This window comes from Agarivorans litoreus (assembly GCF_019649015.1).
In the GTDB taxonomy this organism is placed as follows: Bacteria; Pseudomonadota; Gammaproteobacteria; order Enterobacterales; family Celerinatantimonadaceae; genus Agarivorans; species Agarivorans litoreus.
The window spans coordinates 13,685-33,569 of sequence record NZ_BLPI01000001.1 but is presented as its reverse complement, the minus strand read 5'-3'; the positions used below and the strand labels follow the sequence as shown (position 1 = coordinate 33,569).

General features: G+C 41.8%; 16 protein-coding genes and 5 tRNA genes. 5 read left to right on the top strand and 16 right to left on the bottom strand.

Going from position 1 to position 19,885, the window contains the following annotated elements:
* Positions 1–115: 115 nt before the first annotated feature.
* Entirely contained in the window at positions 116–985 is an 870-nt protein-coding gene (locus tag K5L93_RS00180; protein WP_220717953.1) for a flagellar protein MotY, read from the top strand.
* A gap of 14 nt (positions 986–999) precedes the next feature.
* Here K5L93_RS00180 and nth read toward each other — a convergent pair whose 3' ends face one another.
* Genes nth through rsxA form a run of 7 tightly spaced genes read right to left on the bottom strand, consistent with a single transcriptional unit; the run spans position 1,000 to position 7,492 of the window.
* Entirely contained in the window at positions 1,000–1,635 is a 636-nt protein-coding gene (gene nth / locus K5L93_RS00175) for an endonuclease III (protein ID WP_220717952.1), read from the bottom strand.
* A complete protein-coding gene (locus K5L93_RS00170) occupies positions 1,632–2,315 on the bottom strand; it encodes an electron transport complex subunit E (protein WP_220717951.1) in 684 nt (227 codons plus the stop codon). Before K5L93_RS00170 ends, nth begins: the two co-directional genes overlap by 4 nt.
* 12 nt (positions 2,316–2,327) lie before the next feature.
* Positions 2,328–2,960: an electron transport complex subunit RsxG gene (rsxG, locus tag K5L93_RS00165; RefSeq protein WP_220717950.1), complete on the bottom strand. Its 633-nt coding sequence runs from the start codon at positions 2,958–2,960 to the stop codon at positions 2,328–2,330.
* On the bottom strand, positions 2,950–4,020 hold the full coding sequence (rsxD, locus tag K5L93_RS00160) for an electron transport complex subunit RsxD (protein ID WP_220717949.1): 1,071 nt from the start codon (positions 4,018–4,020) through the stop codon (positions 2,950–2,952). Before rsxD ends, rsxG begins: the two co-directional genes overlap by 11 nt.
* Positions 4,013–6,343, bottom strand: a complete 2,331-nt coding sequence (rsxC, locus tag K5L93_RS00155) for an electron transport complex subunit RsxC (protein ID WP_220717948.1) — start codon at positions 6,341–6,343, stop codon at positions 4,013–4,015. The genes rsxD and rsxC overlap by 8 nt, the downstream gene beginning before the upstream one ends.
* Positions 6,344–6,904, bottom strand: a complete 561-nt coding sequence (rsxB, locus tag K5L93_RS00150) for an electron transport complex subunit RsxB (protein WP_016401450.1) — start codon at positions 6,902–6,904, stop codon at positions 6,344–6,346.
* A gap of 9 nt (positions 6,905–6,913) precedes the next feature.
* Positions 6,914–7,492, bottom strand: coding sequence for an electron transport complex subunit RsxA (rsxA, locus tag K5L93_RS00145; RefSeq protein WP_220717947.1), 579 nt, complete (start codon positions 7,490–7,492; stop codon positions 6,914–6,916).
* 345 nt (positions 7,493–7,837) lie between these two features.
* Between rsxA and nrdD the strand changes: the two genes are divergently transcribed.
* Together nrdD and nrdG are read left to right on the top strand one after the other, a co-directional pair.
* Entirely contained in the window at positions 7,838–9,958 is a 2,121-nt protein-coding gene (nrdD, locus tag K5L93_RS00140; protein ID WP_220717946.1) for an anaerobic ribonucleoside-triphosphate reductase, read from the top strand.
* A complete protein-coding gene (nrdG, locus tag K5L93_RS00135; protein WP_220717945.1) occupies positions 9,959–10,432 on the top strand; it encodes an anaerobic ribonucleoside-triphosphate reductase-activating protein in 474 nt (157 codons plus the stop codon).
* Here nrdG and K5L93_RS00130 read toward each other — a convergent pair.
* The 6 genes from K5L93_RS00130 to K5L93_RS00105 all read right to left on the bottom strand — a co-directional run bounded on the left by K5L93_RS00130 (position 10,429) and on the right by K5L93_RS00105 (position 12,910).
* On the bottom strand, positions 10,429–12,273 hold the full coding sequence (locus K5L93_RS00130) for an EAL domain-containing protein (RefSeq protein WP_220717944.1): 1,845 nt from the start codon (positions 12,271–12,273) through the stop codon (positions 10,429–10,431). The genes nrdG and K5L93_RS00130 overlap by 4 nt on opposite strands.
* A 140-nt stretch (positions 12,274–12,413) precedes the next feature.
* Positions 12,414–12,489: transfer RNA gene (locus K5L93_RS00125), tRNA-Asn, on the bottom strand.
* Between the two features lie 28 nt (positions 12,490–12,517).
* Positions 12,518–12,593 (bottom strand) — tRNA-Asn (locus K5L93_RS00120).
* 27 nt (positions 12,594–12,620) lie between these two features.
* Positions 12,621–12,696, bottom strand: a tRNA-Asn gene (locus K5L93_RS00115).
* A gap of 33 nt (positions 12,697–12,729) precedes the next feature.
* Positions 12,730–12,805, bottom strand: a tRNA-Asn gene (locus tag K5L93_RS00110).
* 29 nt (positions 12,806–12,834) lie between these two features.
* Positions 12,835–12,910: transfer RNA gene (locus tag K5L93_RS00105), tRNA-Asn, on the bottom strand.
* Between the two features lie 656 nt (positions 12,911–13,566).
* Here K5L93_RS00105 and uvrB point away from each other — a divergent pair.
* A complete protein-coding gene (gene uvrB, locus K5L93_RS00100; protein ID WP_220717943.1) occupies positions 13,567–15,558 on the top strand; it encodes an excinuclease ABC subunit UvrB in 1,992 nt (663 codons plus the stop codon).
* Between the two features lie 59 nt (positions 15,559–15,617).
* Here the strand turns inward: uvrB and tpiA are convergent, their stop codons facing one another.
* Together tpiA and K5L93_RS00090 are read right to left on the bottom strand one after the other, a co-directional pair.
* Entirely contained in the window at positions 15,618–16,370 is a 753-nt protein-coding gene (gene tpiA, locus K5L93_RS00095) for a triose-phosphate isomerase (protein WP_220717942.1), read from the bottom strand.
* Between the two features lie 115 nt (positions 16,371–16,485).
* Positions 16,486–17,262, bottom strand: coding sequence for a YdcF family protein (locus K5L93_RS00090; protein ID WP_220717941.1), 777 nt, complete (start codon positions 17,260–17,262; stop codon positions 16,486–16,488).
* Positions 17,263–17,477: 215 nt separating this feature from the next.
* Between K5L93_RS00090 and K5L93_RS00085 the strand changes: the two genes are divergently transcribed.
* Complete coding sequence (locus tag K5L93_RS00085; RefSeq protein ID WP_220717940.1) at positions 17,478–18,668, top strand: amino acid aminotransferase; 1,191 nt, start codon at positions 17,478–17,480, stop codon at positions 18,666–18,668.
* Between the two features lie 71 nt (positions 18,669–18,739).
* Here the strand turns inward: K5L93_RS00085 and K5L93_RS00080 are convergent, their stop codons facing one another.
* A complete protein-coding gene (locus K5L93_RS00080) occupies positions 18,740–19,771 on the bottom strand; it encodes a GGDEF domain-containing protein (RefSeq protein WP_220717939.1) in 1,032 nt (343 codons plus the stop codon).
* Positions 19,772–19,885 lie beyond the last annotated feature (114 nt).

The following is a 19,885-nucleotide window of genomic DNA, read 5'->3' as shown; positions in this document are numbered from 1 at the left end:
GGGTAACTATTAGTTGAGGCGCGCATTATTACAAAAGCTGCAAAGAATCGCTAATTTGCTTTAAAGATTATCGCTTGGATGCCGATAATTTATGAAGAAGAGAGGATTTCTGTAAATGAAATATTACTTATTGCTGCCTTTGGCACTAAGCGTTATGTCTGCCCAAGCAAATGTGCGCAATTATTCAGCATCGCTAGATGACTCAACGTGGGTTGTGTCTAACAAAACGCCGATTGAATGCAGAATGGATCATTTCATTCCTTCTTTTGGCGTTGCGAGTTTCATTAGTCGTGCATCTAAAAATGTCAATTTAGATTTTTACTTAGATATGTATAAAATTTCTGCAGAAACCCACCAAGTATCATTAAGAAGTGTTCCGCCTCAATGGAAACCTGGCGCGAGTTCAAAACGGATTAGCGAACTGTCTTTTTATCAGCAATTTGACGGCTATGTACACGCCCAGCCCGCTTGGCAAATGCTGAGTGAGCTTGAAGATGGCAATGTACCTACTTTTTATTTTAATGATTGGTATGCAAACAATCATACTACTGCTGTGGGTATTTCTTCTATTAATTTTAAAACCCAATACAACGACTTTTTAAAATGTGTTGGGCGGCTACTACCATACTCGTTTGACGACATCGCCTTTACGGTTTTGACTTATAAATCTAACAGTAATGAGCTAACCCCACGTTCTAAGAAACGTTTGCAATTAATTGGTGATTATGTGAAACATGACCCTGAAATAGATGTAGTGTTGGTTGATGCCTACACCGACAGCTATGGCGGTAAGTGGATTAACCAAGAATTATCGGAAAAACGTGCCAATATGGTAAAAGATTACTTCAAATCTGGTGGTTTAGACGAAAGCGTAATTGAAGTATCTGGGCATGGTGAACGCAAGCATGTCGCACGTAACGACAATACCATGGGCCGCGAACGAAACCGACGCGTTGTAATTTCTCTGGGGAAAGACTTGTTGTAAAGAAAAAGTAGCGTTTAAAGTTCCACTTTTTCTTTAAACTCACACAAGTCTTCAATAATACACGAGCCGCAACGCGGCTTTCGTGCTACGCAGGTGTATCGTCCATGTAAAATAAGCCAGTGGTGCACATCTACCTTAAATTCCTTTGGTACTACCTTTAGCAATTTCTCTTCGACCAAATCAACATTTTTGCCCATGGCGAATTTGGTGCGGTTAGAAACCCGAAATATATGAGTATCAACCGCAATAGTTGGCCATCCAAAGGCAGTATTTAGCACTACGTTGGCTGTTTTTCTGCCCACACCCGGTAGTGCTTCTAAGGCTTCGCGGCTTTCTGGAACTTCGCCACCATGTTGTTCAATTAGAATTTTGCAGGTTTTAATTAAGTTCTCAGCTTTTGAATTGAACAAGCCAATCGTTTTTATGTAAGTTTTAAGCTGTTCTACCCCTAAGTCAAAAATAGTTTGGGGGGTATTAGCCACTGGGTAAAGCTTGTCGGTAGCTTTGTTCACCGATACGTCGGTGGCCTGAGCAGATAACAATACAGCTGCAAGCAGCTCGAATGGGCTAGAGAAGTTTAGCTCTGTAGTTGGATGTGGGTTGTTATCTCTAAGTCGAGTTAGGATTTCTAATCTTTTCTGTTTATTCATGCGCTTTGAGTATTGTTTGAAAGGGTTTCTGACTCAGCTTGTTTGGTTTTAGCGCGGTTATCTATGACATTTTTTAAAGCGATGATAAAACCCATCACCAAAAATGCACCCGGCGGAAGTATCGCAACCAAAAAGTGTTCGTTAAAATCTACGATTTGAACATATAGGAAGGATGACCATTCGCCCAGTAGTAATTCAATACCATAAAACAAACTACCATTGCCCAGTAATTCGCGAATAGCACCAACGGCGACTAAAACTAATCCAAATCCAAGCCCCATCATTAACCCGTCAAATGCAGCTGGTTTTACACTGTTTCGTGCGGCAAATGCTTCGGCTCTGCCAATAATGATACAGTTGGTAACAATAAGAGGAATGAATATCCCAAGGTTTTGGTACAAGCCGTAGGTATAGGCATTCATTAACAGTTGTATGCAGGTAACAAAGGATGCAATAACCATAACAAATACTGGAATGCGGATCTCTTTAGCTACCCATTTACGAATCAGTGATACCGTTGTGTTTGAGGCTATCAGTACCAGCATGGTGGCAACACCCAGGCCAAGTGCATTGGTCACCGTTGAAGTAACCGCAAGAAGAGGGCACAGACCGAGTAATTGAACTAAACCAGGATTGTTTTTCCAAAGGCCTTGCCAAGCTAATTGTTTATATTCGCTCATCAAATAACTCCTTTAACAATCAGTTGCATTGTCATCAATGCTTTGCTGATTTGTGGCGTGATAAATCAACACGTTTTTCACCGCTTTAATGACTGCACGTGGCGTTATTGTAGCGCCAGTAAAGGCGTCAAACTGGCCACCGTCTTTTTTTACAGCCCACCGCGGATCTTTGTCGTCCATTAAACGTTGACCATTAAACTGGTAAATCCAATCTGATTTTCTGGTTTCAACTTTATCACCTAAGCCTGGTGTTTCGTTATGCTGTACAACACGCACACCGCTAATAGTTGAGTCTGCATTTAAACCTACTAGCAGGCGAATTTCTCCGCTGTAACCATCTGGTGCAATGGTTTGATAAACGTAAGCTGCTGTTTGTTGATTTAATTCAATAAGCCGGATGGTTTGGTCTTTATCGTTGCCTAAAAACTGTGGCTCGTTAACTACTATGCATCGTTGTTGGTAAGCACTCTTGGCTAACTCTTCAGATAAGACTTCATTGGTTGACCTAATCAGTTGTGCTTTAACCTGTTGCTCGATTCTTGGCTCTGTAAAGTAATTAACGATGACCACTAATAAGGTGCAAGCAAAGGCGAATAAGGCCAACATCCCCGCATTTTTAGTCATTGATTGGCGCTTAGTTGTCATTACTATTTCCCTCGCCGTAACCATATACTCGGGGCTTGGTGAAGTGATCTATCATTGGCACTGCCATATTAGCGAGTAATACAGCAAAGGCGATTGCGTCTGGATAGCCGCCATAATTTCGAATAACAAATACCAATAACGCAACCAAGCTTGCGTAAATAATCCTACCTAGGTTACTCGTTGCTGCGCTTACCGGGTCGGTCAATATGAAAAATGCCCCAATCATGGTTGCGCCGGAGAATAGTTGCAGCAGCACTGGAATTGAATGATCAGGGTTGATGGCTGCAGAAAGGAGACTCAACACAAATAGGGTGGTCAAAAAAGCCAAGGGAATATGCCAGCGAATCACCTTTAAGTAGATAAGCGCAAGACCTCCTGCTAAATAGGTTAAATTAATCCATTGCCAGCCAATTCCTGCAAAACTACTATAAATCTCATGGCTTGATATTTCATTGGATGTGAAACCTAAAGTAAGTTGAGTTTTCATCTCATCAAGCGGTGTGGCAATGGTATGGCCATCGATGCTGGCAATTTGTTTAATGCTAAAGCCGTCTAAGGTAAACCCATTAAATATGAGCGATAAGCCGTCGATGCTAGATAAGCTTTCAACTAACAGACTTTGTGGAGGCATCCAGCTTGTCATGGTTACCGGAAAAGAAACTAATAAAAGCACGTAGGCAGCCATAGCAGGGTTAAAAATATTATGCCCTAGACCGCCATATAAATGCTTAACGACAACAATCGCAAAGCAACTGCCAATAAGCGCTATCCACCAGGGCGCATAGGCTGGAAGTGCCAAACCAATCAAAATGCCGGTAACTAGCGCGCTGTTATCACTTAAGGTCGGCCAAACCGGTCGCTTACGTAATATAAGCACCAAGGTTTCACTTAGCACCGCTACCATAGATGCCAGTAATACTTGGGTTATGGTGCCTATTCCAAAATGAAAGCTTTGAACCAATAAACCTGGCAAAAGACAAAGAATCACCCAAAACATCAAAGTTTTTGTTTTTAAGGGCTTTCTAACGAAAGGTGAACTTTTTATGTTAGTGCTATTCATTGGTATCTTTCTCTTCGCGCTGTTGCTCTGCTAGTTTTTTAGCTTTAGCGCGAGCAACTGCTGCGGCGACTGCAGGGTTAACTTTTTTGGCTGGCTTTTCTGGGGTTGCGGGAGCTTCAGTTACGGCCTCAGCTTTTTTATTGGCCTTAGCTCTTGCAACCGCTGCAGCGACAGCCTTAGCTTTAGCGTTGTTGTTGCTAGTAGTACTATCTTGAGTATTTTGTTGAAGCGATTGCTCGGTAGCGAGAGGGACCTCAACAGCTTCGTTATCCTGATTATTTATCTTGCCAGCATCAACAGAATCGCCGGCTGCTGCTAGCGCGGCTTTTTTTGCTTTAGCTCTGGCTATTGCTGCGGCAACAGCAGAGTTTGCCGAAGATTTAGCCGCAGCCTTATCTAGATTGTCGTCGGCTTGATCCGCACTTACCTCTTGGCTAGCTAGTTTTTTTGCTTTAGCCCGTGCGACAGCGGCGGCTACGGCCGGATTAGTGGCTGTTGTTGGCTGCGATTGTTGCTGAGCTTGTGCTTTTTTCGCTTTAGCTCTAGCAACGGCAGCAGCCACAGCTGGATTACTTGATTCAACTGTGTTGTCTTCAGCGGTAGTTTCGTTATCTTTATTTTGTTGTTTCTTGGCTTTAACGCGTGCGATAGCCGCTGCTACTGCCGGGTTAGCGTTGGCTTTATTCTCGTTGGCTTCTTTTTGAGCTCTTCGCTCAGCTTTGCGAGCTTCTCTAGCGGCTATGGCCGCTTGGTTATCTGGTATCCATTCACCAGTTTCATCTTGTTTTGCTGCTGGAATGGCGGCTTGTTTGTTTTTGACTCTTGCTAAGGCCGCTGCGACAGGGTCAGGTTTATTTTGCTTAGCGCTGTCTTCTGCTTGCGCTTGTCTACGTAAAGCGGCTTGTTGGTGTTTCGCTTTACGTTCTAATTTGTCTTTTTCTAAACGAGCTTGGCGAGCATCGAAGCGTTGTTTGGCTATATCGGCTTCTTTTTGTGCAATATCTTCGCTGCGTATTTTGGCTTTTGCAGTTCGGTAGTGTTGCACCAAAGAGATTTCGCTTGGACAAACAAAGGCGCAGGCTCCACATTCAATACAATCCATTATATTGAAATCTCGCGCTTTATTTAGTTCGTCCCCTTTAGCATACCAATATAGCTGCTGAGGTAGTAAACCCATTGGGCAGGCTTGAGCACATTCACCGCAACGTATACACGGTGATTCATTTTCAGCAGCCATAGGGTTGTTAACGATCAGACAGTTAGTAGTTTTTACCACTGGTGCTTGGTTGCTAGGGAGCATGAAGCCCATCATCGAACCGCCCATAATGGTTGGCGTGTTAGGCTCACCCTGTAGCTTCTTGTTGATCACATCGCTTACTGCTGTGCCAATCGGTACCCAGTAATTGCTCGGACTAGTAACTAAATCACCGGCAAGGGTTACAATTCTAGAAATTAGCGGCTCGCCAACAGTGACAGCTTGATGCACGGCGTAAGCAGTGCCTACATTTTGTACCAGCATGCCTAAGTCTATTGGGAGCTGGTTGGCCTTAACTTCCTTACCAGTAAGCACTTGGATAAGTTGCTTCTCCCCGCCAGAGGGGTATTTGGTAGGAATGCTTCGAACGATGATATCTTGATTACTAACTGCTTCTAACGCTTTAATGGCTTTAGGTTTGTCATCTTCGACGGCAACTATGGTAAGCGCTGGCTTGAGTACTTTTTGCAGTAAGGCCACACCACCGATAATCTCAGCGGCATAGTTCTGCATTAAGCAATCGTCAGCTGAAATATAGGGCTCGCATTCGGCGCCGTTTATAATCAGCACGTCTAAAGGCTTATGCGGGGTGATCTTTAAAGCAGTAGGGAAGCCAGCGCCCCCCATACCGGATATCCCGGATAAATGAACGCGTTGGCAAATCGTTTCAGGGTTTAATTCTTCATCGGATAAGGGCTGAGGCCACTGCGCGTCTTGTTGCTCTTTGTCTACGCGAATAACGACACTTAATTCAGGAATGGCTGAAGCATGCGCAGAAACTCTTGGTTCAATCGCGATGATTTCACCGGAAAGGGAAGCATGAACGGGAGGCGCTTGAAAGAACTGAGATTCGGTTAAGGCTTGTCCGCGTAATACTTTATCACCTACTTTTACGAGTAGTTTGCCCGCGCTGCCAATATGCTGTTGCACAGGTATGCTTAACTCGTTAGGCAAGTCAATTTTTTCAGGCTTACCACAGTTGATATCCTGCTTATTGGTTTCTGGGTGAACCCCACCTTGATAATTCCAGATGAAACCTTGTTTAATTTTGTCTAACCACGCCACCATCTATTTTTGTTCCTCGATGATTGCGACATCAATTTGATTCAATTTCCAATCCCAGTTTTTAGTGGTAGTTGGTATCGGGCGCATTTCAATACAATCAGTTGGGCAGGGGGCCACACAAAGCTCGCATCCGGTACACTCTTTAGTAATAACGGTATGCATATGTTTATTTGCACCCATAATGGCATCCACAGGACAAGCTTGAATGCATTTAGTACAACCGATACACGCATCTTCTACGATATAGGCCACTTTCTTTCGGTCATCTTCTTTTACGGCTGACTCATCAAGAGGGATCGCTTCAACCCCAAGTAACTCAGCAAGCTTTACTACTGTCTCTTCACCACCCGGTGGGCACTTGTTTATGGCTTCGCCGTTGGCGATGGCTTCCGCATAAGGGCGACAGCCAGGATGTCCACATTGTCCGCACTGTGTTTGAGGTAGTAGTGCTTCCACTTGATCGGCAATTGGGTTGCCTTCAACTTTATATTTAATAGCGGCATAACCCAGTATTCCGCCAAATACCAAGGCTAGGAGGGTGATGGCAATAAGTGCTTCTAACATCTAAACATACTACTTAATTAATCCAGTAAAACCGACAAAGGCTAAAGACATTAGCCCCGCTGTGATCATGGCGATCGCTGCGCCCTTAAATGGCAGTGGGATATCCGCTACCACTAGACGTTCACGCATTGCTGAGAACAAAATTAACACTAGTGAGAAACCCGCTGCTGCACCAAAACCATAGATAATTGATTCAAATAGATCATGCTGCTCATTAATGTTTAGTAGCGCCACCCCTAATACTGCACAGTTAGAGGTGATAAGCGGTAGGTAAATGCCTAATACACGGTGTAGTGCAGGGCTGGCTTTTTGCACAAACATCTCGGTAAATTGTACTACTACGGCAATCACTAGAATAAAACTCATGGTACGCAGGTACACAATATCTAGTGGCAATAAGATATATTGCTCAACAAGATAGGAACACATAGATGCTAGTGTAAGAACAAAGGTCGTTGCTAATGCCATGCCTATAGCAGTTTCAACTTTGCTAGACACACCCATAAATGGGCATAAGCCCAAGAACTTAACTAGCACAAAATTGTTAACCAGTACGGTACTGATTAATAACAATAAATATTCAGTCATTAAAATTAGAAGCAGCGAAACGAGCCGCTATTATCCTTGTTTGTGATGCGTATAACAACCGTGAGTTCAATGTGGGAAAGGCACTAAAAATTTGCTGTGAGTTGTGGGTCATTTTTACACGATCAAATTTACTTTTTACGCTTCGGTTGATCTCGATCATTTGTATTTGCTTTATCCTTAAAATCTCTCGACTACTATATCTAGTGGGAACTAAAATCCTTAACCACAATATATGGATAACCATCACATTGGATGCTTTTTTGAGCGTTTCTTTGTTAGAAGCCTTTAGTGGCGCGGGTTCCACAGTTTTTTATTTAATGAGTGAGTGAAATTGGAGCGTAAATCGTGAAAACAGTCGTGATAAAACGAGACGGAAGCCGTGTACCTTACGACGCAAAGCGGATTGTTGATGCAGTGCTAAAAGCAGCTGAAGCTTTAGGTGTTAAGGACAACCTAGTTGCATTACAAATTGCCCAACAAGTAACAGAGCAGTTTTTGAACTTACCTGAAGTAGATATCAACGATATTCAGTCATCTGTTGAAAACTACTTAATGGAAAGTGATAACAAGACTTTAGCACGTGCTTACATTGAATATCGACACGACCGCGACGTTGCTCGTGAAAAGCGCAGCGTGTTAAATGCTGAGATCCGTGGTTTGGTTGAACAAAGCAACGCAGCGTTACTAAACGAAAATGCGAATAAAGATAGCAAGGTTATTCCAACTCAACGCGATCTGTTAGCTGGCATTGTTGCAAAACACTATGCTAAAACGCATTTACTTCCGCGAGATGTAGTTAAAGCCCACGAAACTGGCGAAATTCACTTTCACGATTTAGATTACGCACCGTTTTTCCCAATGTTTAACTGCATGCTTATCGACTTAGAAGGTATGTTAACCGGTGGATTTAAGATGGGTAACGCTGAAATTGAAACCCCAAAATCAATTTCAACAGCAACTGCAGTTACCGCCCAAATCATCGCTCAGGTTGCCAGCCATATTTATGGTGGCACGACGATTAATCGTATCGACGAGATTTTGTCTCCTTACGTCACTAAAAGCCATGAAAAGCACTTAGCTACTGCTAAAAAATGGCAAATAGCCGACGCCGAAGCTTACGCTAAAGCGCAAACTGAAAAAGAGTGTCATGATGCGTTCCAGTCTTTAGAGTATGAAGTAAATACCCTACACACTGCGAATGGGCAAACCCCATTTGTTACCTTTGGTTTTGGCTTAGGCTCTTGCTGGGCCTCGCGATTAATTCAGCGTTCAATCCTAGAGAACCGTATTGCCGGGTTAGGTAAAAATGCCAAAACAGCAGTATTTCCAAAGCTGGTATTTGCTATTAAAGATGGTTTAAACCATAAAAAAGAAGATCCAAGTTACGATATTAAGCAGTTAGCTTTAGAGTGTGCATCAAAACGTATGTACCCAGATATTCTAAACTACGACAAAGTTGTCGAAGTAACGGGCTCATTTAAAACACCTATGGGTTGTCGTAGTTTCTTAGGTCACTATCAAGAAGAGGGTAAAGATGTTCACGATGGTCGTAATAACCTCGGTGTAGTGAGCTTAAACTTACCTCGTATTGCTATTGAAGCTAAAGGTGATGAACAACGTTTCTTCGAACTACTTGAGCAGCGTTTAAGTGTTGCAAAACATGGTTTAGATAGCCGCATCTCTCGCCTTAAAGGGGTAAAAGCCAAAGTCGCCCCAATCTTATATATGGAGGGCGCTTGTGGCGTTCGCTTAAATGCAGAAGATGATGTATCAAAAATCTTTGAAAATGGCCGCGCGTCAATTTCTTTGGGTTACATCGGTTTGCATGAGACTGTGAACGCGCTATACGGAAACAATGAACACGTTTACGACAATAAACAGTTACAACAAAAAGCGATAGGTATTGTTACTGCATTAAAACAAGCTACTTTACGTTGGGAAAAAGAAAGTGGTTACGCATTTAGTTTATACAGTACCCCAAGTGAAAACCTATGTGATCGCTTCTGTCGTTTAGACGCGAAAAAATTTGGTGTAATTGAGGGGGTAACAGATAAAGGTTACTACACCAATAGTTTCCACTTAGATGTAGAAAAGAAGGTTAACCCCTTCGACAAAATAGATTTTGAACAGCCATACCCTTCAGTCACTAGCGGCGGATTTATTTGTTACGGTGAATACCCAAACATGCAGCACAATACCGAAGCCTTAGAGGATGTGTGGGATTACAGCTATAGTCGTGTTCCGTATTACGGCACCAACACGCCAATTGATGAATGTTATGAGTGTGATTTTACCGGTGAGTTTAACTGCACCAGTAAAGGCTTTGAATGCCCATCTTGTGGTAATACTGAGTCGAGTAAAGTTTCGGTAACACGACGAGTATGTGGTTACTTGGGTAGTCCCGATGCACGACCATTTAACTATGGTAAGCAAGAGGAAGTTAAACGCCGAGTGAAACATCTATAAATGAACTATTTGAGTTACCATTCGGTCGATGTAGTTAACGGACAAGGTACACGCTGTACCTTGTTTGTTGCCGGTTGCGAGCACCACTGTCGCGGTTGTTATAACCAAAAATCCTGGCGCTGCGACGCCGGCCACCCATACACTGATGACCTAGAACAACAGATTATCGACGATTTGAACGACGCTAGGATTAGGCGCAAAGGGCTTAGCTTGAGTGGTGGAGATCCACTACATCCAAATAATTTAGACGCAGTACAACGATTGGTTGAGCGCGTAAGAAAAGAGTGCTTAGGCAAAGATATTTGGATGTGGACGGGCTATCAACTAAAAGAACTAAACCCGCAACAACAGGCAATTGTTAAGCAAGTTGATACTCTAATTGACGGTAAATTTGTGCAAGAGCTGGCCGACCCTAAATTACAATGGCGAGGCAGTAGTAATCAAATTATTCACTGCCACCCCTTCAGTAGTTAAGCGATAAGCTCAGGGCGCGAGATTAAGTAACCCTGCAAACTATCCACATACATAGATTCAAGCAGCTGTTTTTGCTCTAAGGTTTCGACACCTTGCGCAATAACTTGGCAACCTAAACGGTGTGACACTTCAACTAGCATACTTACAAATTGTTGATTAGCTTTGTCATTTTCTAGTGCTTGAACTAAATCGCTACTAATTTTTACGTAGTTAGGTTTAAGTTCTTTAAACAACTTAAACGAACCAATTCCGTTACCAAAATCTGAAATTGCAGTGTGGCAACTGTTCCGGCGAAGTACTTCAAACAGCTTTCTGGCATTGCTTAAGTGCATATCTAATATTTCTTCTTCTAACTCAAAAACAACTCGAGACTTTAAATTAGGGTAGGTGAGTAGCTGTTGTGTTAACCAAGAACAAAAATCTGGGTCAGTCAAAATTAATTTACTTAGGTTTATTCCCCAGCGGTACTCTGCATTTTGGCTTGAAATGGTTCGTAGGATAAAACTAATTGTTGCCTTCTCTAGCTCTAAAATCATACCTAAACGCTGAGCCATAACCATGGTTGTTTCTGTAGGAAGTTGTTGATTGTTTTCAGTTAAGAAACGGATGAATACCTCATGATAAGCAGGCATTGTTCGGTGCAAAGATTGAATGGCTTGAGAAGCAACGCGAAAGTAATTTTTGGCAATAAGGGATGTTATCGTAGCATGCCATTGCAGCTCGCTACTTTCTAATGTTTCATCATCTTCTAACACAACCTCCCAGCCATTTGGTGAGAGGCTTTGGGCAATTGCTAGTGCTGCGTCTGCACGAGCAATAACACGCTCTATAGAGTCTCCAGATTTAAGCTCGGTTATACCAGTATAAGCAGCGCTTTGCATTTGTTTACCATTACTGTATTCAGTTAAAGAGGATTTTAATGCTTGTGCTACTTGGCTGACTCTACTGGCAGGAAACTTTGGTAATATCAGTGCGAACTCTGCACCTAACAGTCTAAACAGCGAGCTTGATGAATATTCTTTGCGGTTGATATCGATAATCTTAGCGATGTCTCTAATGTATTCATCACCTGATTGGTGACCACGTGCTTTATTTATTTCTTCTAACTGCGAAGCTCTAACTAAAAACAATACTGTGTCTTTAGGGGGTGTTCTTAGCATTTCTTGCATTTGTTGGCGGAAGGAATGCCGATTAAATTGTCCGGTTAAAGGATCTAAGGCAACTTGCTTTTCCAATTGTTGAATCGCATGTTTTTGTTGACGTATCTGTTGAGTAAATTGCTGCTTTTGATCTTTGATTAATTCACCAACGGCGCCAAGTATTGGCTTCTCATCGACAAAACGTTCAGCATTAACTAGTTTTTTAAGCTTACTTTTAACTCGTGCCATTGCGCGTATATACAAAAGACTCGTTAACATATAGCCCATTGCACAAAGTGCAGCAATGGTGAGATATAGCCGCAAATACCCATCACTAACAAATTCAAATGAGGGTTTAAAGTTGACCTGGTACTTATCAACTGCAATGGTTTGCATGGTAGTTTTACTCGGTTCTGCGAGTTCAACTAACCAATGTTGCGGCGCGCCTACTAACGCTAATGTATTATCAACAGCTAGCTGAGTAGATATAAAGCTTAATTGGTGTTGGTTACGTAAACTAGCTAAATATTCTTGATTAAGTTGGCCTACTTCAGTTAATTGCAAAGCGAGTAGGGTATTAATTTGTTGGTTTTCGCGGGCTAAATCCAGTTTAAATAATTGGACATGTACCCCTACTAGCGCAATCCATAGCGCGATAAATAAAAAAGCATTTACAACAAAAAATGTTCTAAGGCCTTTCATATCCTACCTGTTTAATAAATCAGCAATCACTATTAATGATACATGCAAACATAAGACTTATCTATCAGATGCTTAGGATTAAGTAATATATTTTTAGATTAACTAATTTAGAAAAGAGGATAAGAGAAGTGTTAAAAATTTGGCTCCCCAGGTTGGGCTTGAACCAACGACACATGGATTAACAGTCCACCGCTCTACCAACTGAGCTACTGGGGAATTATAAGGCTTTTTAGATATAAAGAAATGGCTCCCCAAGTTGGGCTTGAACCAACGACACATGGATTAACAGTCCACCGCTCTACCAACTGAGCTATTGGGGAATCGTAAGGTATATCTAATTATATGATTGGCTCCCCAAGTTGGGCTTGAACCAACGACACATGGATTAACAGTCCACCGCTCTACCAACTGAGCTATTGGGGAATCATATAAGGTCTTACCTATTGTAATCAAGATTGGCTCCCCAAGTTGGGCTTGAACCAACGACACATGGATTAACAGTCCACCGCTCTACCAACTGAGCTATTGGGGAATCTTGATTTTTGACTTAGCGAAGAGATTTGGCTCCCCAAGTTGGGCTTGAACCAACGACACATGGATTAACAGTCCACCGCTCTACCAACTGAGCTATTGGGGAATCGCTTTGCTTAAGTGCGGGGCGCATAGTAATAATTGCCCCTATAAGTGTCAACTAATTCTGCGTCAAAAATGACAATTTCTGTTTGTTTGCTCAACTTACATCCAGTTGTTGTAAACTACAGATCGAAACTTGTTCAGCTGGTACAAAAAATGCGCAGATAATTAATGTTCATAAAAAATTAGTTTTTTATATTAAACTTCACTCGACCAATTTTTATACACAATTTATAAAAGCCTTAATTGTAGGTGCCTAACACAACTTATCCACCGTTTTTGTGGATAACTGTGTGCATTAAAAGCCAGCTTATCTCTGTAGCCCACCAAATACGCGGCTTAGGAGTAAAATTGATCTATGTCGACTTTTCTATTTACTTTATATTATTCAATGGCTTAACGTCTTTTGCCACACCTAAGGTTGTTTTTTAACCGATGAAAAAAGTTGTTGCTTTTACAAAAAAAATGTTGTGCATTACTTTTTGCTACAGACTTTATATTCCCCCTCAATTGGCGTTATCTGCTATTCATTTTTTTTTCGCGATATTCTCTGCTAGGGAGCTCCTAAATTCGACTCGACACTAATACACCTTTTTGTTTGGAGGAGCTTATGCGTAGAATAACAAACAACAAGACAAACAAACGATTGGTAGTAGAGCAGTGAAAAAACCATTTGACCTAGTATCCGAATACAAACCAGCTGGTGATCAACCAAATGCAATTTCAAGCCTTATAGAAGGTTTAGAAGACGGCCTTGCACATCAAACACTATTAGGAGTTACCGGTTCAGGTAAAACATTCACCATTGCGAATGTTATTGCAGAGCAAAATAGGCCAACCATTGTCTTAGCGCCAAACAAAACCTTAGCTGCGCAACTATATAGTGAGATGAAAGAGTTTTTCCCTAATAATGCGGTGGAATTTTTTGTTTCTTACTATGACTACTACCAACCTGAAGCCTATGTGCCGACCACTGACACATTCATTGAAAAAGATGCATCAGTTAACTCTCACATCGAGCAAATGCGGTTGTCGGCCACTAAAGCCTTATTAGAACGACGAGATGTCGTATTAGTCGCTTCGGTTTCTGCTATTTACGGTTTAGGTGATCCTCAATCTTATTTGCAAATGATGTTGCACCTAAGTGTTGGCGATATAATTGATCAAAGGGCTATTCTTCGACGACTTGCAGAACTCCAATATTCGCGTAACGATGCTGCCTTCCAGCGTTCTACCTTCAGAGTTCGTGGAGACGTGATTGACGTATTTCCTGCAGAGTCTGACAAGAATGCAGTAAGAATTGAATTATTTGATGGCGAAGTAGAACGCTTAAGCAGTTTCGATCCACTAACCGGGGCTGAAGAAGCGGTAATGGCAAGGGTGACTATTTTCCCTAAGACCCACTATGTAACGCCGCGAGAAACCATTCTTAATGCAATCTCCTCAATTAAACAAGAGTTAAACGAGCGCAAAAAACAGCTGTTAGATGCTAACAAGTTAATAGAAGAGCAACGCATTTCCCAGCGTACATTGTTCGATATCGAAATGATGAACGAACTAGGATATTGCTCAGGCATCGAAAATTATTCTCGTTACTTGTCAACTCGCGCACCAGGCGAGCCACCACCAACATTATTAGATTATTTACCTGCCGACGGTATCCTTATCATCGATGAATCTCATGTTACTGTTCCGCAAATTGGCGCAATGTATAAGGGCGACCGTTCACGTAAAGAAAACCTGGTTAATTACGGATTTCGCTTGCCATCGGCTTTAGATAACAGACCACTTAAGTTCGAGGAGTTTGAACAAATTGCACCACAGACGATATTTGTATCGGCAACGCCAAGTAATTATGAGTTAGAAAAAACTAACCAAGAGTTTGTTGAACAAGTTGTAAGACCCACCGGTTTACTTGATCCTGAAATAGAAGTTAGACCGGTAAATACTCAAGTAGACGATTTGTTGTCTGAAATTCGTTTACGTACTGCCATCGATGAGCGTGTGCTGGTTACAACACTAACAAAAAGGATGGCTGAAGATCTGAGTGAGTACCTCACTGAGCATCAAGTAAAAGTGCGCTACTTGCACTCGGATATAGATACCGTAGAAAGGGTAGAGATCATCCGAGATTTGCGTATGGGAGTATTTGACGTGCTTGTGGGTATTAACTTATTACGAGAAGGCCTAGATATGCCGGAAGTATCGCTAGTTGCCATACTGGATGCTGACAAGGAAGGTTTCCTTCGTTCAGAGCGTTCTTTAATTCAAACCATCGGCCGAGCGGCGCGTCATCCTCAAGGTAAAGCGATACTTTATGGAGACAAGATCACTGGCTCTATGGAACGCGCAATTGGTGAGAATAACAGACGCCGTGAGATCCAACACCAGTTCAACCTTGATAACAATATAGTTCCGCAGAAGTTAAATAAAAAAATTGTTGATATTAGTAACTTTGGAAAAAGCAAAGTGCTTCAAGCAGCTGAACCCAAAGCTAAGTACGCAGCGCTTACACCAGAAATTATGTTGAAGAATATTGCAAAATTAGAAAAGCAAATGGTCAATCATGCGAAGGAGTTAGAATTTGAACAGGCTGCAGCAGTGCGAGATGAAATAAACGAGCTACAAGAACAATTAGTAAAAATGAGTTAGCTGTAATAAGCCATAAAAAAAGCCGCTGTAAATACAGCGGCTTTTTTATAGAACTAATCTTAGTTTGCTGCAGCGATAATTGCACCAAACTCTTCAGCCATTAGAGAAGCACCGCCAACTAGCGCGCCATCAATGTCTGGTTGAGAGAATAGTTCTTTAGCCGTAGCAGCTTTAACACTACCACCGTAAAGAATTTGAACTTTTTCAGCAACAGTTGCGCTTTGTGCTGCCAACCAGCTACGAATGTGAGCGTGAATAGCTTGAGCTTGCTCAGAAGTAGCTGATTTACCAGTACCGATAGCCCATACTGGCTCGTATGCGATAACAGCATTTTCTAATGCTTCAACACCACAAAGGTCGATAACAGCTTTAAGTTGAGTTTCAACTACAGCTTCAGTTTTACCTGCTTCGTTTTCTTCAAGAGTTTCACCAATACAAAGTACAGGTACTAGTTGGTTTTCTTGAATCGCTTTGAATTTAGCAGCAACTACAGCGTCAGTTTCATTGTGGTACTGACGACGCTCGCTGTGACCCACTAGGTTGTATGTACAACCAAATTCTTTCAACATTACTGGAGAGTTTTCACCAGTGAATGCACCAGAAGTGTTTACACTTGCATCTTGTGCACCGTAAGCGATTGGAGCATCACCCACTAAGGCTTCAACTTGACCTAAAAATACTACTGGTGGGCAAATTGCAGTTTGCACGTTAGTAGCTGCTTTAGCTGGTTCGATTAAGCCATTTACTAATGCGGTAACAGAATCTTTAGTACCGTTTAGTTTCCAGTTACCCATTACAAGAGGTTGTCTCATTGTGCGTCTCTCCTTTAAATAAATTGGCTCGATTATAGTGAATAAATTACAAAAACGTAGTGTTTAAAGAAAATTATCTCTTTAAAACTGTAAATTGCTGATCTAAAACAAACGATTAAGAAAAATAAGTACGTATTTTTTGCCACCAAATACCAAGCTTTTCATGCCATAAAGCGTCGTACCTATGAATAAAGCGCGCATCGGGTAAAAACTCATAAAGCCGTTGTTCTCCCTGAACTTCTTTTCCCAAGTAATCGGTAGGCACAGGACTTATATTGCTTGAATACTTATTGAAGTGATGTAAAGCACGCTTCATGTGGGTTGCGCTAGTCACTAATGCTGTAGGGCGCTGTCCTATGTAAGTGGCAATAACAGCTGCTTCTTGCTCGGTGTCTTTAGCTTTAGGTATGGTGATAATGTTAGCTGGAGGAATGTTAGCTTGCCGGGCTACTTTTTCCATAAGCTCTGCATTACTGCTTGGATCGCTGCCGCCATATCCAGACACAATCAACCGACTCTGCGGATTAACCAAGCTTAACTCAATACCTTTGGAAATACGTGCAAATGATGAGCGACTTAATTGCTCAGTCGGGGAAAGCATTGGATCACTAATATGACCACCACCTAAAACAACAACAAAATCGAAACTGTCTACAAGTTGACTTGGAGGCATTACCTCTCGTTCACTAATAAGAAGCTGCTTGTTTACCCACCAAGGGTTGCTTGTAATCAACAAAATAGCCAACGCGGGTAGCAGAGTAGCTGCTGCGCGATACGGACGTTTTGTGATGCCAAAATAAAAAGAAAGCAACAAAAAGAACAACGAAATATTAAGCGGCATTAGTAGCGAGCCTAACCATTTTTTTACGATAAAACCTAAACTTAAATCCATATAGTGGTTTCTCTCATAAGCCTTACGGGCATCTTAATTGATTGCGCTCGTCGGTGGAATCTCAGACCTTAAAAATTACCAAAAATAGCGGCTTTATCCAAATTAATGCGTTAAATCAAAATTTTCCCGATATTTTTTTCTGTCCCTAAAGACAGGTTTAGCGACTTAAGGTAATCTTCGCACAATACAGGTATGTAATTAGTAGTGAGGAAATTATGTTTGAGCGCGTATCCGCTGCCCCAGCAGATCCAATTTTAGGGCTAACAGAAGCTTTTAAAGCTGATGAGCGTCCCAATAAAATCAATCTTGGTGTTGGTATTTACAAAAATGAAGCCGGTCAAACCCCGGTTTTGGCTACGGTTAAAATCGCAGAGAAGCGACTTTTAGAAAACGAGGCCACCAAATCTTACCTTAGTATTGAAGGTAATCCTGCTTACGGTAAAGAAGTTCAGAAATTACTATTTGGTGCAAACAGTGAAATCGTAGTCAGCCAACGTGGATTTACAGCACAATCACCAGGCGGAACAGGCGCACTGCATAACGCAGCTGAGTTTGCATATAACCACTTAGGTGTACGCACTGTATGGGTTAGTAATCCAACTTGGGCAAACCACGGTAATATTTTTAAAGCGCTTGGCTTAGAAGTTAAAGCATACGACTACTACAATGCTGAAACTAAAGATCTCGACTTTGATGCAATGCTAACGTCTCTAGAGCAAGTTGCAGAAGGTGAATTAGTGCTATTCCACGGTTGCTGTCATAACCCAACCGGTATTGACCCAACACCAGCGCAATGGGAACAGCTAGCCAGCTTAACAGCAGCCAAAAAAGCGCTACCGTTGTTTGATTTTGCTTACCAAGGTTTCGCTACTGGCGTTGAAGAGGATGCTGCTGGTTTACGTATCTTCGCTAAACAGATTAAAGAGCTACTTGTGGCCAGCTCTTTCTCTAAGAACTTTGGTTTGTATAACGAACGAGTTGGTGCATTTACCTTAGTCGCAGCTGATAAAGAGCAGGGTGCAACCGCATTTAGTCAAGTTAAAGCCGGTATTCGTGCAAACTACTCAAACCCACCATCACATGGTGCAGCAGTAGTGACTACTATTTTGCAAGATGCCGAGTTAAAAGCGCAATGGGTAGCAGAAGTAGCTGAAATGCGTGATCGTATTAAAGAAATGCGCGATTTGTTCGTAGCGACTTTAGCCTCTAAAGGCGCAACAGGCGACTACAGCTTTATTCAACGCCAAAATGGTATGTTCTCATTCTCTGGTTTATCTAAAGAGCAAGTACAAACCTTAAAAAAGGAACATGGCGTGTACATTGTTGGTTCAGGTCGCATTAGCGTAGCTGGTATGACTAAAGACAACATGGAAGCGCTTTGTGCTGCCATTGCAGCAGTAGTTTAATCTTATTCTAAGTTCAACTAAAAGGGGTAAACGAGATATCGTTTACCCCTTTTTAAAAGGCACTGTAAAACTTAACCAACTACTACGTTTCGACCTTTGTTTTTTGCTTTATAAAGCGCGTTGTCTGCTTCTTTAATTACTTCCTCGGCGCTGGCGTGGTGATTCGCTTTTTCAGCTACACCAATACTTACAGTAATTTGCACTGTATTTTTAGGCTTGGCTTGCTGATTTCGAGCTGTTTTATCACCTTTTTCGCGGCTGGTTTTATCCCTAATTGCAAACGGAGTTTCAGAGATGATTTCACGAATGTCGTCTAAAAACGCAATGGCATGATCGCGTTTTTTACCTCGAAACAAAACGGTAAACTCTTCGCCTCCATACCGAAAAACTTGTCCACCTCCCTCAATTTGATCCAGCTTAGATGCCACCATAGCTAAGACATCATCACCAACATCATGGCCATAGGTATCGTTAAACTTTTTAAAATGGTCAATGTCTACCATTGCTAGGCTATAGTTTTTAGACATACCAGCAAGTTTTTCAAAAAGCATCCTTCTACCGAGTAACCCGGTCAACTCATCTCGATAAGCTAACTCGTGGGAAGCTCTAAACCCTGCATATAGGATAATTAACATCGATGCAGTAAAAAATATCGAAGAAATAGCTTCTCGGTCTAAAAAAATAAGCGGGAAGAGACTGGCAATAAAACTAAAAAACAATCCTATGGTCAAACTTGTAGACTTATAAGCCCAGCGAATAAAAGCAGCGACTATACAAACTGCAGACAAGCCTAATGCAGCTAAGCTCATTACTAAACCTTCTCTGGGCCTAGGCTCGAACCATTTAGTAATAAATTCTGCGGTGTCAGCAACAAAAAAGTTCAGTGCTAGCGATATACCAGCCATTTGGACTAACAAAAAAACATAAATGCTTAATGCTCTTGGGGTTGTACTGCCATTTTCATTGATAAACTGATTCAACACCAAATTGACAGGGATGAACAAACACACCGCTGTAAAAGCAAACTTTGCTTCTGGAATACTCAATGGTTGCTGTAGATAAGTAGCGATAAGCCAGTAACTAAAGGTATTTACAATCAACACAGTAATCAGTTGACGTCGGTTAAATTGAAGCGCCAACATAGCGGTAATGGCAGCTAAGCCATAGGGCATCCAGTAGATAATATCTTGGGTATGTGCAGATAAAGACGAATACCA